The organism is Alteromonas sp. 4NH20-0104, assembly GCF_057547795.1.
Window position 1 is genome coordinate 204,343 of record NZ_BAAJLP010000002.1, and the last position, 20,956, is coordinate 225,298.

Sequence of the window (20,956 nt, forward strand, 5' to 3'; positions counted from 1 at the left end):
GACTACATTAACGTGGAGGTAATTCTGCTGTTCCCTAAGTGATGAGTTCTGTAAACAGAAGCACATCCTTGTTAACGAAATCATAATACTTATATTTGCAGAAACCAATTGATTTATGGCGAAACGAAAAACAGCTTTTGTATGCTCTGATTGTGGCGCGGAATTCCCGCGCTGGCAGGGCCAGTGCAGCGAATGTAAAGCCTGGAATACCATTTCGGAGTTTGTGGTAAGTCCGGCTAAATCTCCGGCCAAAGGGAGCTTTGCCGGTTATGCCGGTCAGACCCACAGTCAGATTCAGACCCTCAACGAAATTAACGTTGAGGACTTACCTCGTTTTAGCTCTGGTCTCAAAGAGCTCGACCGGGTGCTGGGTGGGGGGATCGTACCCGGTTCGGCAATTTTAATTGGTGGCTCACCGGGCGCCGGGAAAAGTACCCTGTTGCTGCAGGTCATGTGTTTGCAGGCCAGTACTAAATCAGCGTTATATGTTACCGGCGAAGAATCACTGCAACAGGTAGCCATGCGCGCCAGGCGACTCGGGTTACCCGATGATAAACTCATGATGCTGGCCGAAACCAATGTTGAAATGATTTGCGAACTCGCTTTAAAGCAAAAGCCGCAGATCATGGTTATCGACTCCATTCAGGTGATGCATGTATCTGATGTTCAGTCGGCCCCGGGCAGTGTTTCTCAGGTGCGGGAAAGCGCGGCTTATCTGACCCGCTTTGCCAAACAGCATCACATTGCAATGTTCATCGTTGGCCATGTGACCAAAGATGGCAGCCTGGCCGGGCCAAAAGTGCTGGAACACTGTATTGACTGTTCAATGATGCTGGAAGGTGAAAGTGACGGTCGGTTCAGAACCCTGCGCAGCCATAAAAACCGCTTTGGCGCAGTCAATGAGCTGGGCGTTTTTGGCATGACGGATAAAGGCGTAAAGGAAGTCGGAAATCCCTCCGCTATTTTTTTAAGTCGCAGCGACAGCCAGGCGCCGGGCTCGGTAGTAATGGTTATCTGGGAGGGGACCCGGCCCTTGCTGGTTGAGATCCAGGCGCTGGTTGATTACTCGCAGCTGAATAACCCGCGACGAGTCACTGTGGGGCTGGAACAAAACCGCTTAGCCATGTTGCTGGCGGTGATGCATCGCCACGGCAATGTGCAGATGAACGATCAGGATGTCTTTGTTAACGTGGTAGGCGGTGTCAAAGTGAGTGAAACGGCCGCCGATCTGGCGTTGCTGGTGGCGATGATTTCCAGCTTTCGTAACAGTGCGCTGCCGCGGGAGCTGATTGTGTTTGGTGAGGTCGGTCTGGCTGGCGAAATTCGTCCGGTGCCTAATGGCAGTGAGCGTTTAAGTGAAGCGGTAAAACACGGCTTTAAGCGAGCGATTGTACCTAAAGCAAATGCCCCGAAAAATCAGATTGCTGGGTTAACCGTCATTCCGGTGGCTAAACTCAGTGATGCGCTGGAAGCGCTCGACGCTTAACTTACCTTACCATCAATGGCTGTCAGGACGACAGGGCAGCGGTGATCTTGTCAACCAGGCTTTCAAGCTCTGTGGCATCCAGATCGTCCTGTCCGCTGTTGAGTAACAATAATCGGCGTAATAATGCCAAATCATCAACCGACAGGTAGGTAATTCTTATCCCGGCTTCGGTTAAGTTTTCCTCTTGCAGTGAGGGACTGTGACGGATAATTTCGCCACTGAGAATAATCGGCGGACTGTCTTCATTGGCTTTGAAACTGAGTTCGACGCTGCCTGTTGGCGGGGCTTTTGCCGCGGATGACAGCCACGTTACTCTTAGCCCCTGCAAAGAAACATCCACCACTTCCACCGGTAGGGTGTCACCCGTACCGGTTATAAGCTGCCCCGACAAATAAATGCCAACCCGTTGAAAATGGCGTTTTTCTTGCTGCATGAAAGACCTGAACCCTGTGATGACAAACTGGCTACGCACCCTACTGATAAGTGTAGTGCATAGCCTTAAGTTTGGCCGATTTACTTACTGATACGTTTGTATTTTAAACGATGCGGCTCAACTACGTCGTGACCAAAGTTGGCTTTTAACCAGCTTTCATAGTCGTTGTAGTTACCTTCATAGAAGTTGATTTTGCCTTCGTCACGGTAATCAAGAATGTGGGTAGCAACACGGTCAAGGAACCAACGATCGTGCGAAATAACCATGGCACAGCCAGGGAATTCAAGCAGCGCATTTTCCAGCGCACGCAGGGTTTCCACGTCCAGGTCGTTGGTCGGTTCATCGAGCAGTAACACGTTGCCGCCAGCTTTCAGCAGCTTGGCCAGATGCACACGGTTACGCTCACCACCGGATAAATCCTTGATGTATTTTTGCTGGTCGGTGCCTTTAAAATTAAAGCGACTGCAGTAAGCACGGCTGTTAAGCTCAAAATTACCGATGCGAACAATGTCCTGACCGTCAGACAACTCCTGCCACACCGTGTTGTTACCGTCCATGTGGTCGCGGAACTGTTCAACACTGGCTATTTTCACCGTATCACCAATAGTGACAGAGCCGGAGTCGGGTTGCTCTTTGTCGGTAAGCATTCTGAACAGGGTCGACTTACCGGCACCGTTGGGGCCAATAATACCCACGATAGCGCCTTTCGGCACAGTAAAGGTCATGTCATCAATGAGGACGCGATCACCGTAGGATTTTTTCAGGTGCTCGACTTCAATGACCTTATCCCCTAAGCGTTCACCCGGTGGGATAAACAGTTCGTTGGTTTCGTTCCGTTTTTGGTAGTCACCGCTGGACAGTTCTTCAAATCGAGACATACGGGCCTTGCTTTTCGCCTGGCGGCCTTTGGGGTTGGTACGTACCCACTCAAGTTCTTGCTTAATGGACTTCTGGCGGGCATTTTCGGTGCGCTCTTCCTGTTCAAGGCGGGCTTCTTTTTGCTCCAGCCAGCTGGAGTAGTTACCTTCCCACGGAATGCCGTGACCACGGTCGAGCTCCAGGATCCAGCCTGCCACGTTATCGAGGAAATACCGGTCGTGGGTAATGGCCACTACGGTGCCCTCATAATCGTGAAGGAAGCGTTCTAACCAGGCTACTGATTCGGCATCCAGGTGGTTAGTCGGTTCGTCGAGCAGCAGCATGTCGGGCTTTTCCAGCAACAGACGACACAAGGCTACACGGCGGCGCTCACCACCAGACAGTTTGCTCACATCGGCATCCCAGGGCGGCAGACGCAGTGCATCGGCGGCGCGTTCCAACGCGTTTTCAAGGTTATGGCCGTCTTTGGTCTGAATAATCGCTTCCAGTTCACCTTGTTCTTTGGCGAGGGCATCAAAGTCGGCATCCGGATCGGCATAAGCAGCATACACCTCGTCGAGGCGTTTCAGCGCGTGGGCAACATCTGCCACGGCTTCTTCTATATTGCCGCGCACATCTTTGGTTTCGTCCAGTTGGGGTTCCTGGGGCAGATAACCAATGTTGATGCCGGGCTGGGCACGAGCCTCACCTTCAATCTCGGTGTCAACACCGGCCATAATGCGTAACAGCGTGGACTTACCCGCGCCGTTTAAGCCCAACACGCCAATTTTAGCGCCGGGGAAAAAACTCAGTGAAATGTCTTTAAGAATCTGACGATTGGGTGGCACAATCTTGCCCACCCGGTGCATGGTATATACGTATTGTGACATGCTTGGTCCTGGCTTTTTTAGAAAGTCGCTATTGTAATCAAAGACGCCGCCACTTGGTAGGCGTCTGCGGCTTATAGGGTAGTACAAAGTGGTATTTTTTAAATCACGGATGAGCCAACCGGCGTTTTTTTTTGTAAACTACCTTAATCGGAAACAGGTTTAATGCCCGGCAGGCTTTACTAACGTCCAGACACCGCCGGGTATGGCCAGATTTAATGAAGGATTTTTCATGCCAGCACAACCTCAAACGCTTTCTTTGGCTCAACTTGCTGAGCAGGTTGGTGGCGATGTCCATGGCGACGGATCAGTCATGCTGTCCGGCGTTAGCACCCTGACGAGTGCAACATCTTCCCAAATTTCATTTTTAACTAACGGCAAATATCGTTCTCAACTGCAGTCTACTCAGGCTGGTGCCGTTATTCTGCATCCCAATGAAGCTGAAAATTGCCCGCTTCCCGGTTTATTGCATAACAATCCCCACGCTGCGTTTGCCCGCATTGCGCAAATATTTGATACCACGCCCGGCGTTGCGGTAGGCCAGCATAAAACTGCTGTTGTGGCCGATTCGGCGAAGCTGGGGGATAACGTGGCCCTGGGCCCGTACTGCGTTATCGAAGATGACGTAGTGCTGGGTGATAATGTGGTCATTGGCGCGCACACCATCATTAGCCGGGGCTCTCGAATTGGTAACGGGTCGGTGATTCATCCGAATGTTACCGTGTACCACGGAGCACGCATTGGTCAGCGGGTACGCATTCACAGTCAGACCGTGATTGGTGCGGATGGCTTTGGTTATGCCAATGATACCGGTACCTGGTTACCGATTCCGCAAACAGGCTCAGTGGTGATTGGTGACGACAGCCAGATTGGCGCATCCAGTACTATCGACCGCGGCGCCCTGGACGATACCATTATTGGTAAAAACGTGATTATCGATAATCAGGTGCAAATTGGTCATAACTGCATTATTGGCGATCACAGCTGTATATGCGGTGCCACTGGCATCGCCGGCAGTGCCACCATTGGTAAATATGTGATTATTGCTGGTGGGTGCGGTATCGGTGGTCACCTGACCATTTGTGACAAAGTACAGATTACCGGCTACACCATGGTGATTAGTGATATTAAAGAGCCCGGGGTTTACTCCTCCGGACAACCGGCCATGACCAATCGCGACTGGCGAAAAAATGCCGTGCGTAACCGCCAGCTGGAGCAGCTTTTCGAGCGCGTAAAACAACTGGAAAAGAAAGACTAATCAGAGTATTGCCAATGCCTGCCATGCTTTCCTGGCATGCCAGGTCGGTACATCCTCGCGGCTGTCATCGCCTGAGTGTAATCCACCGTTGACAGCCTGTTTGTTGCATTACTGTTCGGATTTGTCATAAATCAGCCACAAAGCAGTATACATAGCACGTAAAATGACTAGAATATGCGTCTCTGATTTTACGCGACCCCAAAAACGCAGTAAGGAGCCTTCATGTTACCGCGCCAAATGAACATTGCCGATTTTGATCCGGAATTAGCCGCAGCGATTGATAAAGAGAATCAACGCCAGGAACACCATATTGAGCTAATTGCCTCTGAAAACTATTGCAGCCCTCGAGTTATGGAGGCCCAGGGGTCGCAATTAACCAATAAATACGCTGAAGGTTATCCTGGTAAGCGTTACTACGGTGGCTGCGAGCACGTAGATATCGTTGAGGATCTGGCGATTGAGCGTGCCAAGCAATTGTTTGGCGCTGAGTATGCTAACGTGCAACCACACTCTGGTTCACAGGCTAACTCGGCCGTATTTATGGCGTTACTTAACGCTGGTGATACCGTGCTGGGCATGAGCTTGTCTGAAGGTGGTCACTTAACTCACGGCGCCAGCGTTAACTTCTCTGGTAAAACCTATAATGCGGTGCAGTACGGCCTGAACGAAGAGACCGGCGAGATTGATTACGCTCAGGTTGAAGCGCTGGCTGAAGAACACAAGCCAAAAATGATCATTGGTGGCTTCTCCGCTTATTCTGGCATTGTTGACTGGCAGCGTTTCCGTGCCATTGCCGATAAAGTAGGCGCGTTCCTGCTGGTCGATATGGCGCACGTAGCGGGTTTGGTTGCTGCAGGGGTTTATCCTAACCCACTGCCACACGCGCACGTCGTAACCACTACCACGCATAAAACTCTGGCTGGTCCTCGCGGCGGCCTGATCCTGTCTGCCTGCGGTGATGAGACCATTTATAAGAAGCTTAACAGCTCAGTATTCCCGGGTAACCAGGGCGGTCCGCTGTGCCACGTTATTGCTGCCAAAGCCGTTGCTTTCAAAGAAGCGCTGCAGCCAGACTTTAAAGCTTATCAGCAGCAGGTCGTTACCAATGCCAAAGCTATGGTAAGCGTGATGCAGGAGCGCGGTTATAAAATCGTTTCTAACGGTACCGACAACCATCTGTTCCTGTTAGATCTGATCGATAAAGATATTACCGGTAAAGATGCCGATGCAGCCCTTGGCCGTGCTAACATTACCGTTAACAAGAACTCAGTACCTAACGATCCTCGTTCACCGTTTGTCACCAGTGGTTTACGCATTGGTACGCCCGCTATCACCCGTCGTGGTTTTGGTGATAACGAAGCGAAGCAGGTAGCAAGCTGGATTTGTGACGTGCTGGATAACATGGGCGATGAGAGCGTGGTTGAACGCGTTCAGAAAGAAGTGGTTGAGCTGTGCTCACGCTTCCCGGTATACGCCTAATCCAAGGAATAGCGGCTCAGTAGTTACTGGCTGAGCCGGTTACTAAGCAGGAGCGTTTATGCATTGTCCCTTTTGTTCTGCCGAAGAAACCAAGGTTATTGATTCCAGGTTAGTCGCTGAAGGACATCAGGTGCGCCGGCGCCGGGAGTGCGCTGAATGTCATGAACGCTTTACCACCTTTGAGAGCGCTGAGCTGGTGATGCCGCGGGTTATCAAACGCGACGGCACCCGCGAGCCTTTCAACGAAGACAAACTGCGGGCAGGTTTACAACGGGCATTGGAAAAACGCCCGGTAAGCACTGAAAAAATCGAGCAGTGTGTGCTGCAACTCAAATCGACACTGCGGGCAACCGGCGAGCGCGAAGTTGAAAGCGAATTGTTAGGCAATCTCATTATGGATGCCTTAAAAGAGCTGGATAAAGTGGCTTATGTCCGTTTTGCCTCAGTGTATCGTTCCTTTGAAGATATTAAAGAGTTTGGTGAAGAGATAGCCAGACTGGGGGATTAAATCCCATGCAATGCCTCAATTCCAGCCCGGCCACCGATGAATTCTGGATGGCTAAAGCCATTCAATTGGCGGCCAAAGGGCGTTATACCACCTCTCCAAACCCTCGTGTCGGCTGTGTAATTGTTAAGCATGATCAGTGTATCGGGCAGGGGTATCATATCCAGGCCGGAACCCCTCACGCCGAAGTGCATGCCCTGGTTGCCGCGGGTGACAATGCCCGTGACGCAACTGCCTATGTGACGCTTGAGCCTTGCAGCCATACTGGTCGTACGCCGCCGTGTGCCGATGCACTCATCAAAGCCGGCGTTGCCAGAGTGGTGGTGGCCATGACTGATCCGAATCCGCAGGTCAGTGGCAGCGGTATTGAGCGCATCAAGGCGGCGGGAATCGCCGTTACGCAGGACGTATTAACGGCGCAGGCAAGGGCACTAAACCCCGGGTTTATTAAGCGAATGCAGCACGGTTTGCCCTGGGTGAGAGTGAAACTGGGCGTGAGTCTGGATGGCAAAATTGCCCTGGCTAACGGTGCCAGCCAATGGATTACCGGGCCAGCGGCCCGGCGTGACGTGCAGCGACTAAGAGCGCAGAGCTGCGCCATTATTACCGGCAGTGGTACGGTGATTGCCGACAATCCAAGCATGCTGGTGCGCCCGGAACAGGCCGAATTCAGCAGCTACCCGGTGTCTGCAGTGCGCCAGCCTCTGCGAGTGGTGATTGACTCACAGGAGCGGCTCACGCCTAACTGGTTGATGTTTAATGATGGTCACCTGGTCTTGCTGGTCAATCAGCGTTTTCGCGCTGGCTTTAGCCAGGATGTCGAGCAATGTCAGTTGCCCTTGTCAGAGCAGGGCAAAATCGATTTACCGTTATTGCTGGCTGAACTGGCTAAGCGGGGCATTAACGAAGTATTAGTAGAATCCGGAGCGGGTTTAGCCGGTGCCTTTACAGAACATAACCTGGTCGATGAGCTGATTGTCTACCAGGCGCCTAAAATCCTCGGCGATAGAGGCATTTCTATGCTGAACTTACCTGACTACGAACAGGTAAACGAGGTGCCGCACTTGAAATTGACCGATATCAGACATATAGCAGAAGACATCCGGCTGACCTATCAATTAGCCTGCGACAAGTCATAATACAGAACACGAGAAGATATTATGTTCACTGGAATTATTGAAGCGCTTGGTACCATCGAATCCATGGTCGATCAGGGCGAATCTATCCGCCTTAAAGTGGGAGTGGGTAAACTGGATATGTCAGATGTCGCCCTTGGAGACAGCATTGCCACCAACGGTGTGTGTCTGACCGTCGTAGACTACAGCCCGCACCATTACAGTGCTGATGTGTCTGCTGAGACCATCCGCTTGACCGGCTTTGCTCAGTATCAGCCCGGTGCTCAGGTAAATCTTGAGAAAGCGATGCAGGTCAATTCCCGTTTCGGCGGGCATATAGTTTCTGGTCACGTCGATGGCGTTGGCGAGGTATCCCGTATAATCCAGCACAGCGATTACGTGGAAATATGGATCAATGCACCGGATGACCTGGCTAAATATATTGCCCATAAAGGCAGTATCACCGTCGACGGTGTGAGCCTGACCGTCAATAAGGTTAATGGCAGTGAATTTATGCTTTGGATCATTCCGCATACCCTGCAGGAAACAGTATTGGGCACCTATAAAACCGGTACCAGAGTGAATTTGGAAGTGGACGTCATTGCCCGCTATCTGGAACGACTGATGTTGGGCGACAAAGCCGCCAGTAAAAAAAGTGATATCAGTCTGGAATTTCTCGCCGAACACGGCTATCTAAAAAAATAACCCTACAAGACACAATATTTATGGCACTTAATAGCACCGCTGAAATAATCGAAGATATCAAGTTAGGCAAGATGGTCATTCTGATGGATGACGAAGATCGCGAAAATGAAGGCGATATCATCATGGCTGCTGAACACGTAACGCCCGAGGCAATTAACTTTATGGTTAAGCATGCCAGAGGACTGGTTTGTTTGCCTATGACCGCAGAACGTTGTCAGCGTTTAAATCTGCCACTCATGGTCGACCTTAACAAAGCACAGTTTTCGACTAATTTTACCGTGTCGATTGAAGCGGCTGAAGGCGTTACTACCGGTATTTCGGCCGCCGACCGCGCTACGACTATTCTGGCAGCTGTAGCACGGGATGCTCAGGCTAAGGATATCGTTCAGCCCGGCCACATTTTTCCGTTAATTGCTAAGGAAGGCGGGGTACTTAACCGTGCCGGGCATACCGAGGCGGGCGTCGATCTGGCGCGCCTTGCAGGCTGTGAACCAGCGGCTGTGATTGTTGAAGTATTAAATGATGACGGCAGCATGGCCCGTCGCCCCCAGCTTGAAGCGTTTGCTGAAGCCCACGGTATCAAAATTGGCACCATTGCCGACCTGATTGAATACCGCAACCTTAATGAAACGACCATTAAAAAGGTGTCGAGCTGTCAGTTACCCACTCAGTATGGCGATTTTGAGTTGCATACATTTAAGGATGTTATTGATAACCAGCTGCACTTTGCGCTTAAAAAGGGGGATGTTGAGGCCGAATCGCCCACCCTCGTGCGGGTTCATCTGCATAACACGCTGAGCGATCTACTGGGCTCAACCCGCGGTATTTCCCGTTCAATGACCCTGCCTGATGCCATGGAACAAATTGCCACAGAAGGTGGGGTGCTGGTGCTCCTGGGTAAAGAAGAAGACCTTGAGTCGCAGTTACAGCGCTTCGCCGCCGAAGACAGAGGTGAGCAGCCGGTAGGTAAAAACTGGCAGGGGTCCTCACGCACTGTAGGCGTGGGAAGCCAGATCCTGGCAGCGATGGGCGTCCAGAAAATGCGTTTATTAAGTAAACCCATTAAATATCACGCGCTTTCCGGATTTGGTCTGGAAGTTGTTGAGTATATTCACGACTAACGATTGGGTTTTGGCGCTGTTGTGGTATACTTCGCGCCGTTTTTGACACGGGATTCATACGGGATTGGGCTATGCAGGTTATCGAAGGTAATATTCGCGCAACGGGTAAGAAATTTGCCATTGTTGTTTCACGTTTTAACAGCTTTGTAGTAGAAAGTTTGTTAGAAGGCGCACTGGACACACTGGAGCGTCACGGTGAAGTCAGTGATGAAGATGTCACTCTGGTTCGTGTACCTGGCGCTTACGAGCTGCCGGTCGCTGCGAAGAAATTAGCTGAATCTAAAAAGTTCGACGCTATCATTGCCTTAGGTGCTGTGATCCGTGGCGGTACTCCGCACTTTGACTTTGTTGCCGGTGAATGCAACAAAGGCCTGGCGCAGGTTTCACTGGAATACGGTTTACCGGTTTCTTTTGGTGTGATCACCACCGATTCTATCGAACAAGCCATTGAGCGTTCTGGCACCAAAGCCGGTAACAAAGGCTCAGAAGCCGCCTTAGGTGCGCTTGAAATGGTTAACGTAATGTCTGCCTTAGACGACCTGGCATAAGGGTAACAGTGTGAAAGTTTCTCCTCGCCGTCGGGCCCGTGAAATAGCGCTTCAAGGCATTTATTCCTGGCAGATGAGTCAGAACCAGATTGAGCAAATCGAACTGGCTCTGGCAACCAGCAATGACATGAAAAAAGTAGATATGAACTATTTTCAGTTGTTGCTGCGTGGTGTGGTGCGTAGTGCATCGCAACTGGATGCTACCATTAAGCCTTATCTGGGGCGTTTGCCCGAAGAGCTGGATCCTATCGAAAAAGCAATCCTACGGTTAGCCACCTTTGAACTAACCGAACAGATCGATGTCCCATACAAAGTCATTATCAATGAAGCGATTGAGCTGGCTAAATCCTTTGGCGCTGAAGACAGTCATAAATTTGTCAATGGCGCGCTGGATAAAGCGGTGAAAACCCTGCGCTCCGATGAGCGCGGCTAAGCCCGCAGTCATTGAAACCAGAGCAGGATGCTCTTCTTTTAAATTTCTTAACTTTCCGGATTACTGTGAAAGAGTTTGATCTGATAAAACAGTACTTTGCCCAACGGGGTCACGTAAGAAAAGACGTGATCCTGGGAATCGGTGACGATTGTGCGGTCACCAAAGTACCTGATAATCAACACCTTGCTGTCACCACCGATACCCTGATAAGTGGTGTTCATTTTCTCTCCGATGCACCGGCACGTTCTGTTGCCTATAAAGCGGTGGCGGTAAATTTAAGTGACTTGGCTGCGTCGGGCGCAGAGCCTGCCTGGATAAGTCTGTCACTGTCACTGCCATCCTACGATGAAACCTGGATAGACGAATTTGTTAACGGTCTCTACGAACTGACTGAGTACTATTCGGTGCAGTTGATTGGTGGCGACACGGTAACCGGTCCGCTGGCATTAACGATTACGGCTCAGGGATTTGTGCCGCCGAATACTGAATTACGCCGTAGCACCGCTAAACCAGGTGACTGGATTTATGTGACCGGTAATCTTGGTGATGCCGGCGCCGGCCTGGATATTCTGAAAGGTAAGGTTGAGGCCAGCGACGAGCACCGGGACTATCTGATTAACCGCCATTATTACCCCACTCCCAGAGTGATGGCAGGGACGTCGTTACGCCGTACAGCGAATGCCTGTATTGATGTGTCTGACGGACTGGTGTCTGATCTCGGTCATATACTTAAGTTGTCGGGCTGCGGTGCGACGGTTCACGTAGACCGCCTGCCTGTGTCATCAGCTCTGTTCGATACGGTGGGGGCTCAACAGGCTTATCGCTATGCTTTATCCGCCGGTGATGATTACGAACTGGTTTTCACCGTTAATGAAGAGCAGCGCGGCAACCTTGAAACGTCACTCACCAATGCCAACGTTAAAGCGACCTGTATTGGTCAGGTGAACGGTTACGCCGGTCAAATGGACCTGCGACTGTATGATGAAAAATACGTGCTGGATGAAAGCACTGGCTACGAGCACGAGTTTTAATGGATAAAACGCTGCGTAAGCGGGTCTCAATGAAAAATCCGGTGCACTTTCTGGCACTGGGTTTTGGCAGTGGTTTAATCCCCCTGATGCCTGGTACTTTTGGCTCGCTGGCGGCATTGCCATTGCTCATCCCGTTTAGCTGGCTTTCACCCTACGCACTGCTGATTGCTGCGGTGCTGGCCAGTGTTGTAGGGATTTATCTGTGTGGTAAAACCGCAGATGACATGCAGGTGCACGACCACGGCTCTATTGTCTGGGATGAAGTGGCCGGTATCTTACTCACCTTCTTATGGATCCCGCTATCGCCTATTACGGTGTTGATGGGCTTTGTGTTGTTCCGCTTCTTCGATATTTTAAAACCCTGGCCAATCAAACCCATTGATAAGTATCTCGCTGGTGGGCTGGGTATTATGCTGGATGACGTAGTGGCCGGTATTATGGCCTGTGTCAGCCTGCACGCAATCTTATTTCTCTTTGGGCTTTAGCCCACCTGCGTAAAAAATAATTCCAACCTCAAATCGTGATAGCACTGACGAGAATAAACCTGAAAATTGAACAAATACTGTTCAAATAAAAGGATTAGTTATGTTACTCAGGCGCGTTCTTTTGCACGTAAGGCAACAGAACTGGTTTGCGGTGTTACTCGATTTTGTAATTGTAGTGGTGGGTGTGTTTATCGGTGTTCAGGTAGCAAACTGGAACGAAACACAAAAGCAACGAACGCTTTATCACGACGCCTATCAGCGGGTACATCAGGAAGTTAGCAATAATATAAAATCCATTCGAGCGGTACAGAACTATTACCGTAAGCGTCTGCCTGCCGTTCAGCGAGTCATCGAAACCTTACGCACTTGTGGTGCTGATGGTGGTTCGATAGAAAATATCGAAGCCACGTTTCCGGTTGTCATGAATTATTCCCAGATATTACTTTCTGTTCGTGACATTGAGTTAATGCTCAGTAATAACAGTTTTCTCGCTTTTCAGCATACAGAGCTTCGAACCAGACTGTCAGAGCTTGCCAACTATACCCGCTTTTATGAACTGGAACTTGCCAGTAAGACGGCCGAGATGAAAGATACCAGTTTTTTAAATCAACTGGCGTCAGGCCCTCTGCTGGGCTCTCCTGAAGATAATATCGAGTCAATTAACAACGGTGCCGTTGGCAGTCAGGAGTTAATTAGAAAACACCGTTTCAAAGCGCCTCTTAATGAGGTGTGTAAAGATGAGGTGATCCTTAGAAAGTATTTTGGTTGGGAAGAAGCGGTCTATTTTCAGGTTGTTGTGGGGCAGATGGTCGTCGAGCATTTAGAGAAGGAACTGACTTACCTGAAAGCGGCTTATTCAACTTAATAGTCGTGCCCGGTGAGTGTTTATTTGCCTTGCATGCCGCGTTTCTTTTTTAAGTCCAGCGCAGCCAGACTGTAGCCACCATCAGCGCCGTCAATAAAGTGAATATGCTCTGACTGGTAAGCGGTTATCATACAGGTGATCAAGGCTGCTCCTGCCACGTGAACACCAAAAGCGATTTGTCCTATCTGTTCCTGGCTGCTGAGGAACTGCATAATCGCCTCACGCTGCGCGGGTGTGCAGCTAATACACATTTTCAGGCCGTCCTCGAACTTTATAAAATCGCAGTTTGTTACGAAATCCTGTTTGTACGCACCCCAGTCGGTGGTATCGGTTTTTACTTTGCGTGACATCAACCAGCCGCCAACCAGGTTCATGAATACCAGATGCAGATAAACCTTACATCGGCTGATTAGCGAGTTGGTCGCTGTTCTAATACGGGTCTCGGTGGCGAGCCGGGCGGGAGACCAGGCAAATGAAAGTTGTTCTGAGGCTATCGGGTGGTAGTGTTCACGCCCGCCAGTAATCTGTTGTAGCTGTTGTAAAACCAGCTCGTATTGTTGCGGTGAACTGGCTTCAATAATGAGCGAAAGGGTTTCGCCGTGGCGGCTTGTCACGTTACTCCAGCGACATTCAAAGCCTGAGTAGTCTGCACTCGGCTGAGCCCCTTCAATCAGAAAGGCCTGATTGAGAACGGGATCTTTAAGGATTTTTTCTGCATAACGGATCCCGCCGCCACTGAAACAAGCCTGCTGGTAGTACGGCGAAACCGTCAGTTTACTCACCCCGATAGTTTGACCCGCGGCATACACGGTAGCGGCGGGAATTAGCGCTATACGTAGCTCCAGATGAAGGCTGAGCGCCTTTTGTTGGCAGGAGGTAAGACATTGCCTGAGTAGCTCCTCATTGCCCGGGGGCACGCAGATAGTTGCGCCATCACCGCCAAATACAAATGGCAACGCCGTACCGGCAAAACAATTACGCACGGCAACAATCATCGCGACTGCGATGGCATTGATATCCTTATACTTGCCACGCAGCAAAGCGTCAGTGGAGCCTTTTACGTCGGAAATCACTACCAGCCACTCAGCGGGCAGTGTCGCGTAATGCCCGGGAACGGCTAAATGGGCAAGATCATCGTAAGCCGGTAATTGCTGATAAAAAGCGGTTGTCTGAGTTGTGATAACTACATCCTGAGTAATGCCATCCGGCGGTATGTTCAGAGTATAGAAAACGAATCAGGTTTGTCTAATAAAGCGGGCAGGGACAAATGGTAAAACAATTCACCTAACCGGCACCGCTGGCACGGTGCCGGTTAGGTGAATTTGGCCGCGATAATCAGGCCAGGTAGTGGTTCACTTTGGCAATAATACCAGCACTGTCGAGCCCAAGCTCGGCGTACATTTCTTCCTGGGTGCCCTGCAGAATAAAGCTGTCAGGCAGACCAAGGGTCAGCACATCGGTTTTTAACCGGTTTTGCATCACGTATTCGCTTACGGCGCTACCTGCTCCCCCCATAATGCAGCCGTCTTCCAGTGTTACGAAGCATTCATGTTCGGCTTTCAGAGTGTTGAGCACGTCGGTATCCAGCGGTTTCACAAACCGCATATCCACCAGCGTGGCATCCAGTGCCTCGGCCGCGGCCTCAGCAAAGGGCAGTAGCGTCCCAAAGTTTAACAAGGCGACTTTCTTACCGGTGCGCAGCGTTCGGCTCTTGCCTAATTCCAGGGCCGTCATGGCCTCATCCGGGGTAATGCCTTTGCCAGCACCGCGCGGGTATCTCACCGCCGCTGGCGCATTGGCTATATGGCCGGTATACAGCATCTGGCGACACTCATTTTCGTCTGACGGCGTCATTACAATCATGTTGGGAATACAACGCAGGAAAGCTATATCAAAGGCGCCCTGGTGAGTCGGACCATCGGCACCTACAATGCCCGCCCGGTCGATGGCAAATAATACCGGCAGATTCTGCAGCGCTACGTCGTGGATAAGCTGGTCATAAGCACGTTGCAAGAACGTGGAGTAAATGGCCACTACCGGGTTCAGACCATCTTTAGCCATCCCGGCGCCTAAGGTTACGGCGTGTTGTTCGGCAATGGCGACATCGAAATACTGTTCCGGAAATTGTTGGGAAAAGGCCACCATTCCTGAACCTTCACGCATTGCCGGGGTGATGGCCATCAGTTTAGGATCCAGCTTGGCCATATCACACAACCAGTTACCGAAGGTGGCCGAGAACGTCGGGTTGGACGCCTTGGCTTTAGGCAGGGTCTGGTCGGCCGGGTTAAACTTCGGCACAGCATGGAATTTTATGGGGTCTTTTTCTGCCTCGGGATAGCCTTTACCTTTACGGGTGACCACGTGCAGCAGTTGCGGCCCTTTGAATTTACGCATATTGCGTAATGTATCGACCACACCGTTAATGTCATGGCCGTCAATGGGGCCTATATAGTTAAAGCCCAGTTCCTCAAAGATCGTCCCGGGTACAACCATACCTTTAATATGCTCTTCGGCACGACTGGCGAACTCTTTGATAGGCGGTACATTGCTAAGTAATTTCTTGCCGCCATCACGAATGCTGTTGAACAGATTACCGGTTAATAAGCGAGCCAGATGGCTGTTAAGCGCGCCAACGTTCTCAGAAATCGACATCTCGTTATCATTCAGCACCACGACTAAATCTTTGCTGATATCGCCGGCGTGATTCATTGCCTCAAAAGCCATCCCGGCGGTCATCGCGCCGTCGCCGATAACCGCTACAACCTTGCGGCCAAGCTGTTCTTTATCGGCCGCAATGGCCATCCCCAGCGCTGCACTGATTGAGGTGGAAGAGTGTCCGACTGCAAAGGTATCGAACTCACTTTCCGGTGGCCATGGGAAAGGATGGAGCCCCTCTTTCTGGCGAATAGTCGACATCTGTTCGGCCCGGCCGGTCAGTATTTTGTGCGGGTAGGCCTGATGACCCACATCCCAGATAAGTCGGTCGAATGGCGTGTTATAGATGTAATGCAGCGCCACAGTGAGTTCGACGGTGCCAAGACCGGATGCAAAATGTCCACTGCTCTGACTAACGCAGGTCAGCAGATACTGGCGTAATTCGTCGGCCAGGGTACGCAGCTTGTCTTGTGGAAGCTTGCGTAACGCTTCAGGACATCGGGCCAGAGCAAGAGTAGGATAGTGCGCTAAATCTAGAGTCATTATTTATTATTCTGATACGTTATGCGGGCGAGGGGCAGTTCAATGACTGCGACTCACCATTAAATCGGTAAATGCAACTAAGTAATCGGTATTGTAGGGCAAACCGTCCAAGGCTTGAAGCGCCTCTTGATGTAATTTTGTTAACTCCTGGCGGGCCCCTTCAAGGCCAAGCAAAGACGGGAAGGTATTTTTACCCTGTGCTTCATCGGATCCTTTGGGTTTACCCAGGGTTTCGGTACTGGCGGTGACGTCCAGAATGTCGTCCTGGACCTGAAAAGCCAGGCCTATCCGATTGGCAAACCGGCAAAGCAATTGCTGATGTGCACTATCGAGATGTTCAGTTACCAGGCACACCATTTCCACACAGGCGGTCAGTAAAGCACCGGTTTTCAGTTGGTGAAGGTATTGCAATTCGGCCAGTGATATTTGCTTGCCGGTTGCGGCCAGATCAATGGCTTGTCCGCCACACATTCCTGAGTAGCCGGCTGCCCGCGCCAGCACCGCAACTAACCGGGCCCGGCGGGTGTCGGCAAAGGGACTCATTGGATGTTCGGCAACAATACTGAACGCCTGGGTTTGCAGGGCATCGCCAGCAAGAATGGCGGTAGCCTCATCAAATGCAATATGACAGGTTGGGTTGCCCCGGCGCAAGTCGTCATCGTCCATGGCTGGCAGATCATCATGAACTAACGAATAGGCATGAACGCATTCGATGGCGATACTGATGGCGCGCTGGTCGTTATCCGGGATATCCAGCATATTGCCCACCAGGTGCACCAGCAAAGGCCGCATGCGCTTGCCACCATTTGTTAAAGCATACAGCATGGCTTGTTTCAGGCTGGGAGCGGCATCCGGCAGGGCGGTTATGAGGTCATGCAAGCCGTCATCAATGCGTTGCTTGATGTGCTGGTGCAATGAAGCAAGTTGCATGTTAGTCCTCGTTATCTGCCGCGAAGTCCTGGAGTGCGGCTTCGCCATTCTGTTCAGTGAGTATTTTGACCTTTTGTTCGGCCTCTACCAGTGCCTTTTGGCTCAGGCGCGACAACTCAATACCGCGTTCAAATTTTTGCAGTGCTTCATGCAGGGGCAGGTCGCCCTGTTCCATTTCATTAACGATGGTTTCCAGTTCGCTGATAGTTTGTTCAAATGACGGACTGGCTGGAGTGGCTTTATCGCTCACGGATCCCTCTTCTGGTCTCATTTTGCGTAGTGAAGGCACATTAACCGAGGGCCGGGCAAGGGTCAAATAGTTTAAGGGCTGGCGGGTTGGTTTTGGTCTGCTTAGTGTGGTAAAGCGGCTATTTTGCAATAACGGGTTATGAAATCTATAACAACATCAGTGTAGAAAAAAAAATAACTGCCGATAGAATGACTAACTAGGCGTATTAAGCAGATGCATGACGGGCATGTTAAGCATCGTTATTCGGCGAAATACCGAAACCACTATCGCCGGTGTGTATGACTTTGTCTGATTCTGCACTGTAATGTGGTAAATTCGCAGCTATATTTAACACCATAAGTTCAGTATCGCCCTGAATAAGTGATGAAGTGAGGGAAACAAGTGGATTTAGCAACCCTGGTAGGAATGTTAGGCGGCATTGGCTTTATCGTCATGGCCATGATCCTTGGTGGGGATCTCAGCATGTTTGCCGATGTTCCTTCGGTACTGATTGTTTTTTGCGGCAGTCTTTTTGTTGTTATGTCGCAGTTTACGCTGGGTCAGTTTTTTGGTGCGGGCAAGGTGGCCGGTAAGGCGTTCATTTTTAAAATCGATTCACCTGAAGATCTCATTGAGAAAGTGGTTGAAATGGCAGACGCGGCGCGCAAAGGGGGATTCCTTGCCCTGGAAGAGGCCGAAATTGCCAATCCTTTTATGCAGAAAGGAGTCGACATGCTGGTGGACGGGCACGATATAGACGTGGTGCGGGAAACCCTGGCAAAAGACATTTCCATGACCACTGAGCGTCACGAATTTGGTGTTTCTATCTTTAAAGGCCTGGGTGACGTAGCACCGGCAATGGGGATGATTGGTACGCTTATTGGTCTGGTGGCCATGTTATCTAACATGGACGATCCGAAAGCTATTGGTCCGGCCATGGCCGTAGCCTTGTTAACTACCCTGTACGGTGCTTTTCTTGCAAACGTTATTTGTTTGCCTATCGCAGCGAAATTAAGTAATCGACTGAATGAAGAAAAGCTCAACCAGTCATTGATCCTGGATGGCATTGTTGGCATTGCCGATGGTCAGAACCCCCGGGTTATCGAAGGGATCCTGAAAAACTATCTAGCCGCCAGTAAACGTGGCGCGGCAGAAGAAGAGTAACGGTTATGGCGCAGGAAGAAGAATGCCCAAAATGCCCCCCCGAGGGGCTGCCCGCGTGGATGGGGACCTTTGCGGACCTGATGTCGCTGCTAATGTGCTTTTTCGTGCTGCTGTTGGCGTTCTCCGAGATGGACGTCCTGAAATTCAAACAAATAGCCGGTTCCATGAAGTTTGCCTTTGGGGTGCAAAACAAAATTGAAGTCAAAGACATTCCGAAAGGGACGAGCGTAATAGCCATGGAGTTTCGCCCTGGCCGCCCCGATCCAACCCCCATTGACACTATCCAGCAGCAAACCATCGATATGACTCAGCAAATGCTGGAATTTCAGGCCGGTGATGAGGACTCGGCAGGCGGACGGCAGAAACAGCGGGGGACCCAGCGAGGAGGACAGTCGCAACAAACCTCAACGGATCAATCCGCGTCTACCCAGCAGGCGGCCAATCAGGAACAGGTAGCTGAGATGATGAAAAAAGTCGCTCAGCAATTGCAAAAACAAATCCTCGACGGCTCCATCGAAATGGAATCCCTGGGTCAGCAGATCACCATTCGAATTCGTGAAAATGGGTCTTTCTCTGCCGGCTCTGCATTTTTACAACCGCAATTTCGACCTGTTATTCGTAAGATTGGCGAGATCCTTGCCGATATGCCCGGACAGATTGAAGTGTCTGGCCACAGTGATAAACAGCAAATTTCGAATGAACTCTACAGTTCTAACTGGGATTTATCAGCGCAACGGGCGGTTGCAGTAGCCGAGGCGTTGCGTTCGGCGCAAGGGTTCGATGAAGGCAGAATGTCGGTAGTGGGCAAGGCGTCTAACGAGCCGTTAATTGAAGATCCCCAAACGCCTGAAGAGCTGGCCACTAACCGGCGGGTTGAAATCAATATTAATCAGGGTGAACCCATTCGCTCGAAACCTATTTCGGTCTTGGATCAGGGTCAGTAAGTCAGCGCGAAGTGTCAGCTTACCCGGTTAGCGGGTAAGCTCATCTACGTAGCGAGGTTTGCTCAACACTAGTTGCACCGTACTGATAGAACGTTCCAGGAACCCTCCCTCACAATATTTCAGATAATATTCCCACATTCTCGCGAAGCGCTCATCGTAACCATGCACTGCCAGTTTTTCCTTGGCCGCAACAAACGCATTAAACCAGTCTTTTAGCGTGCGGGCATAGTCGAGTCCGATGTCCTGCATATCACGAATCGACAGATCGCTGGCTTGCTTGATGTGCTGATTCAGCACCAGTTGTGAGGGTAAAAAACCGCCCGGGAAAATGTGCTTCTGGATAAAATCTACGCCCTTATGGTAGCTGTCGTAGCGGCGGTCATCAATAGTGATCGACTGCAGCAGCATTAAACCTTCAGGTGCTAACAGGCTCGCGCACTTGTTAAAGAACTGATTAAGGTAAGGTTTACCTACTGCTTCAATCATTTCTATCGACACCAGTTTAGTATAGGTTCCTTCGAGTAACCGGTAGTCTTTCTTTAACAGCGTAATTTTATCTTCAAGACCTTCGCGCTTTACCCAGTCGTTAGCGTAGGCAAATTGTTCCTCAGAAATGGTTGTTGTTGTTACCTGACAGCCAAAATGTTTGGCGGCATGCACAGCGAGACCACCCCAGCCAGTCCCAATTTCAATGAGGTGATCGTTGGCATTCAGGCGCAGCTTTTTACAAATGGTGTGCAATTTATGAAACTGTGCATCGGCCAGTGAGGCGTTGACATCCGGATAAATGGCTGATGAGTACATCATGCTGTCATCCAGGAAATGCGTGTACAGAGTGTTCCCCAGATCATAATGAGCGGCGATATTTTTCTTCGCCTGATCGTGAGTGTTGCGTCGCATCAGGTGCTGCAACCTATCAAAAGGAAAACTTAACCATTTGAATCGCGACTCCCAGCGGTCCAGGGTTGGCAGATTACGGGCAAAAATCCGAATGACGTTGGTAAGCTCAGGACTGGTCCATAAGCCTTCTGTGTAGGTTTCGCCTGAGGCTACACTCCCGCCAAGTAGCAGCTTTTTGTAAACGGACGGACAATGCATATCAACTTCAGCATGCAGGTCGCTGGCGGGATTACCGCATTGAGCCACAAGCTTCCCATTTTCTTTAATCACCAGATGCCCCTCTGGCAGGGATTGCATCAGACTGATAAAGACCTGGCGACTGTATCGCTCAATAAAAGAAAACGTAAGAGGCGCAATCAGCGCAGTTTCACTATTTGCCATG

The 20,956-nt window shown here is 50.6% G+C and carries 21 protein-coding genes; 14 read left to right on the forward strand and 7 right to left on the reverse strand.

What is annotated here, in order from left to right; all coding sequences use genetic code 11:
- Positions 1 to 115 precede the first annotated feature (115 nt).
- Positions 116 to 1,486 carry a DNA repair protein RadA gene (gene radA, locus AC27IB_RS02535; protein ID WP_487118683.1) on the forward strand — a complete coding sequence of 457 codons (1,371 nt, stop codon included), beginning with the start codon at positions 116 to 118 and terminating at the stop codon, positions 1,484 to 1,486.
- 22 nt (positions 1,487 to 1,508) lie between these two features.
- Here radA and AC27IB_RS02540 read toward each other — a convergent pair whose 3' ends face one another.
- Together AC27IB_RS02540 and ettA are read right to left on the reverse strand one after the other, a co-directional pair.
- Positions 1,509 to 1,919 (reverse strand): PilZ domain-containing protein, encoded by a 411-nt coding sequence (locus AC27IB_RS02540; RefSeq protein WP_487118685.1) that lies wholly within the window; start codon positions 1,917 to 1,919, stop codon positions 1,509 to 1,511.
- An 80-nt stretch (positions 1,920 to 1,999) separates the two neighbouring features.
- A complete protein-coding gene (ettA, locus tag AC27IB_RS02545; RefSeq protein ID WP_487118687.1) occupies positions 2,000 to 3,667 on the reverse strand; it encodes an energy-dependent translational throttle protein EttA in 1,668 nt (555 codons plus the stop codon).
- 229 nt (positions 3,668 to 3,896) lie between these two features.
- Here ettA and lpxD point away from each other — a divergent pair, with 229 nt between their 5' ends.
- The 11 genes from lpxD (at position 3,897) to AC27IB_RS02600 (ending at position 13,209) form a co-directional block, all read left to right on the forward strand.
- The gene (lpxD, locus tag AC27IB_RS02550; protein ID WP_487118689.1) at positions 3,897 to 4,922 is read left to right on the forward strand and encodes a UDP-3-O-(3-hydroxymyristoyl)glucosamine N-acyltransferase; all 1,026 of its coding nucleotides are present in this window, start codon (positions 3,897 to 3,899) and stop codon (positions 4,920 to 4,922) included.
- A gap of 222 nt (positions 4,923 to 5,144) precedes the next feature.
- A complete protein-coding gene (glyA, locus tag AC27IB_RS02555) occupies positions 5,145 to 6,401 on the forward strand; it encodes a serine hydroxymethyltransferase (RefSeq protein WP_296047213.1) in 1,257 nt (418 codons plus the stop codon).
- Between the two features lie 58 nt (positions 6,402 to 6,459).
- Complete coding sequence (nrdR, locus tag AC27IB_RS02560) at positions 6,460 to 6,909, forward strand: transcriptional regulator NrdR (RefSeq protein WP_105935638.1); 450 nt, start codon at positions 6,460 to 6,462, stop codon at positions 6,907 to 6,909.
- Between the two features lie 5 nt (positions 6,910 to 6,914).
- Positions 6,915 to 8,045, forward strand: coding sequence for a bifunctional diaminohydroxyphosphoribosylaminopyrimidine deaminase/5-amino-6-(5-phosphoribosylamino)uracil reductase RibD (gene ribD / locus AC27IB_RS02565; RefSeq protein ID WP_296047219.1), 1,131 nt, complete (start codon positions 6,915 to 6,917; stop codon positions 8,043 to 8,045).
- Between the two features lie 21 nt (positions 8,046 to 8,066).
- A complete protein-coding gene (locus AC27IB_RS02570; protein WP_296047222.1) occupies positions 8,067 to 8,726 on the forward strand; it encodes a riboflavin synthase in 660 nt (219 codons plus the stop codon).
- A 20-nt stretch (positions 8,727 to 8,746) separates the two neighbouring features.
- Positions 8,747 to 9,847 (forward strand): bifunctional 3,4-dihydroxy-2-butanone-4-phosphate synthase/GTP cyclohydrolase II, encoded by a 1,101-nt coding sequence (ribBA, locus tag AC27IB_RS02575; RefSeq protein ID WP_296047224.1) that lies wholly within the window; start codon positions 8,747 to 8,749, stop codon positions 9,845 to 9,847.
- Between the two features lie 71 nt (positions 9,848 to 9,918).
- A complete protein-coding gene (ribH, locus tag AC27IB_RS02580; RefSeq protein ID WP_123324571.1) occupies positions 9,919 to 10,395 on the forward strand; it encodes a 6,7-dimethyl-8-ribityllumazine synthase in 477 nt (158 codons plus the stop codon).
- Between the two features lie 10 nt (positions 10,396 to 10,405).
- Complete coding sequence (gene nusB, locus AC27IB_RS02585; protein WP_296047231.1) at positions 10,406 to 10,828, forward strand: transcription antitermination factor NusB; 423 nt, start codon at positions 10,406 to 10,408, stop codon at positions 10,826 to 10,828.
- Between the two features lie 65 nt (positions 10,829 to 10,893).
- Positions 10,894 to 11,859, forward strand: coding sequence for a thiamine-phosphate kinase (gene thiL, locus AC27IB_RS02590; protein ID WP_296047233.1), 966 nt, complete (start codon positions 10,894 to 10,896; stop codon positions 11,857 to 11,859).
- Positions 11,859 to 12,344: a phosphatidylglycerophosphatase A family protein gene (locus AC27IB_RS02595; protein WP_296047235.1), complete on the forward strand. Its 486-nt coding sequence runs from the start codon at positions 11,859 to 11,861 to the stop codon at positions 12,342 to 12,344. Before thiL ends, AC27IB_RS02595 begins: the two co-directional genes overlap by 1 nt.
- A gap of 100 nt (positions 12,345 to 12,444) precedes the next feature.
- Entirely contained in the window at positions 12,445 to 13,209 is a 765-nt protein-coding gene (locus tag AC27IB_RS02600; protein ID WP_487118692.1) for a hypothetical protein, read from the forward strand.
- A 20-nt stretch (positions 13,210 to 13,229) separates the two neighbouring features.
- Here the strand turns inward: AC27IB_RS02600 and AC27IB_RS02605 are convergent, their stop codons facing one another.
- From AC27IB_RS02605 to xseB, 4 genes are all read right to left on the reverse strand, one after another.
- A complete protein-coding gene (locus AC27IB_RS02605) occupies positions 13,230 to 14,429 on the reverse strand; it encodes a DUF3095 family protein (protein WP_487118734.1) in 1,200 nt (399 codons plus the stop codon).
- A gap of 115 nt (positions 14,430 to 14,544) precedes the next feature.
- Positions 14,545 to 16,407, reverse strand: a complete 1,863-nt coding sequence (dxs, locus tag AC27IB_RS02610; RefSeq protein WP_296047245.1) for a 1-deoxy-D-xylulose-5-phosphate synthase — start codon at positions 16,405 to 16,407, stop codon at positions 14,545 to 14,547.
- A 39-nt stretch (positions 16,408 to 16,446) separates the two neighbouring features.
- Entirely contained in the window at positions 16,447 to 17,337 is an 891-nt protein-coding gene (locus tag AC27IB_RS02615) for a farnesyl diphosphate synthase (RefSeq protein WP_487118693.1), read from the reverse strand.
- Between the two features lies 1 nt (position 17,338).
- Positions 17,339 to 17,587 carry an exodeoxyribonuclease VII small subunit gene (gene xseB, locus AC27IB_RS02620; protein ID WP_487118694.1) on the reverse strand — a complete coding sequence of 83 codons (249 nt, stop codon included), beginning with the start codon at positions 17,585 to 17,587 and terminating at the stop codon, positions 17,339 to 17,341.
- 381 nt (positions 17,588 to 17,968) lie between these two features.
- Here xseB and pomA point away from each other — a divergent pair, with 381 nt between their 5' ends.
- Both pomA and AC27IB_RS02630 read left to right on the forward strand, forming a co-directional pair.
- Complete coding sequence (gene pomA / locus AC27IB_RS02625; RefSeq protein WP_487118695.1) at positions 17,969 to 18,730, forward strand: flagellar motor protein PomA; 762 nt, start codon at positions 17,969 to 17,971, stop codon at positions 18,728 to 18,730.
- A gap of 5 nt (positions 18,731 to 18,735) precedes the next feature.
- Positions 18,736 to 19,674 (forward strand): flagellar motor protein MotB, encoded by a 939-nt coding sequence (locus AC27IB_RS02630; RefSeq protein ID WP_296047255.1) that lies wholly within the window; start codon positions 18,736 to 18,738, stop codon positions 19,672 to 19,674.
- 27 nt (positions 19,675 to 19,701) lie between these two features.
- Here AC27IB_RS02630 and AC27IB_RS02635 read toward each other — a convergent pair whose 3' ends face one another.
- On the reverse strand, positions 19,702 to 20,955 hold the full coding sequence (locus AC27IB_RS02635; protein WP_487118696.1) for a class I SAM-dependent methyltransferase: 1,254 nt from the start codon (positions 20,953 to 20,955) through the stop codon (positions 19,702 to 19,704).
- Between the last annotated feature and the right edge of the window lies 1 nt (position 20,956).